The sequence below is a fragment of the Polaromonas sp. P4_H1 genome (assembly GCF_056400945.1).
On record NZ_JBFUKG010000041.1, the window covers coordinates 1 to 1,420 of the forward strand.

Sequence of the window (1,420 nt, forward strand, 5' to 3'; positions counted from 1 at the left end):
CGCTGCGCTGAGGGCGCTGACGGCGCCCTGGGCGTCGTAGCTGTAGTTCACGCGTGAGCCGCCCGGGTAGGTGATGGCCGTCAGCTTGTCCAGTGCGCTGCCGCTGTCGCCCCAGGCGTAGCCGATGGTGAAGCTCTTGCCGCTGATGACGACCGTCTTGGCTGTCAGGCGGCCCAGGGCGTCGTGGCTGTAGCTGGTCTGGCCGCTCTCATCGGTGATCTTGGTGAGCTCACCTTTTTCTTGCGGGGTGGGGCCGGCGCCCGCAGCACGTAGAGCGCATCAGCGCGCTGCCCAGGCAACGCCAGCTATTGCGCCGTGATGGATGTGATTGAGGCCATGCTCGCCCTCAAGGATTGATGGAAGTATTCGGTCAGGCTTCAGCGCAATTCAACACTGCTGAAAACTCCGTGCGAGAAAAATAGCTCTAACACCGTAGACAGGCTCTATTTCAACCAAAATCTTTTCCCCCCTAGCTATTGCGGAGAGCTCAAGGTCAATTGCGGGTAAAAACGCTTCCGAGATTATTCCCTCAAATTCTCCCGTTATTAACTCAACCAAAAGGGGACGAAATTCCTCTGGTTGATTTTGGCTATTCCATATATTGATCCTATCAACGATATTTTTTTCCCGAAATTCGTTGGCTACAAACTGGGTAACCCCTTCCGCCCTAAGAGCAGTACGGTCGCCGCTTTGGAGGCGTAACGATATATCTATCGTCTTTGACTTCTCATCAACGCAAATACCGGTGACATGCGCTTCAACACAATCAGATAATTTCATCATCCAAGCCTTCAATTAAATTAATTTTTTGCCTTCGGAATCGGCGACACAGGCCTACCAGGCTCTTCTCTTTCACCGCCAGGCCATTCATGCACGTGGTCTATTTCGTTGCCTTGATGAGGTTTATCGATATCGTATTGAGGTCTTCCATCCGGTCCATATTGCCTACCTCGGCGAGGACCTTGAATCCAATCATTGGGAGGTCCGATATCGGGTGGATTTTTTGCTCGACTATCCATCCAATTCTTCACAGCGTCGTATGTATCCACGCACGCTTTAGCAGTAGCAGCCGCAGCGGCGACTGCAGCGGCTACGCACGGAGGACTGGCCATGCATGCGGCAACAGCAACAGGAACAGCAAGCCCTCGAGGGTCCGTGAGCCTTAGCGGATCACCCCCCACATAGGCAAAGGTATTGATGCCCCCTTGGAGTCCGATGGGATCAGACTGAATATACCGCCCCAATCGGGCGTTGTACTCCCGATTCCAATTCTGGAACAGCCCGGTCTCCGCGTCAAACACCTGCCCCGGGAACCTCTGGTTGAAGGTGAAGGCGCCCAGCCCACTGGGGTTCTGGTTCGGCGCCGTGCCGCCAAACGCTTCGGCCGTGTCCCAGCGCCAGACGATGGTCTGGTCCTGTC

The 1,420-nt window shown here is 55.1% G+C and carries 2 protein-coding genes; both read right to left on the bottom strand.

Translation table 11 applies throughout. The features are described 5' to 3' along the window. Positions 1 to 387: 387 nt before the first annotated feature. Entirely contained in the window at positions 388 to 783 is a 396-nt protein-coding gene (locus AC1DS5_RS24920; RefSeq protein WP_477720925.1) for a hypothetical protein, read from the bottom strand. 17 nt (positions 784 to 800) lie between these two features. Beyond that, on the bottom strand, positions 801 to 1,420 hold a 620-nt coding region (locus AC1DS5_RS24925; protein WP_477720926.1), incomplete at its 5' end, for an RHS repeat-associated core domain-containing protein.

Bases quoted from the DNA above. Each gene is read 5' to 3' on its own strand.
- AC1DS5_RS24920 (WP_477720925.1), bottom strand. From the start codon at position 783: ATGATGAAATTATCTGATTGTGTTGAAGCGCATGTCACCGGTATTTGC.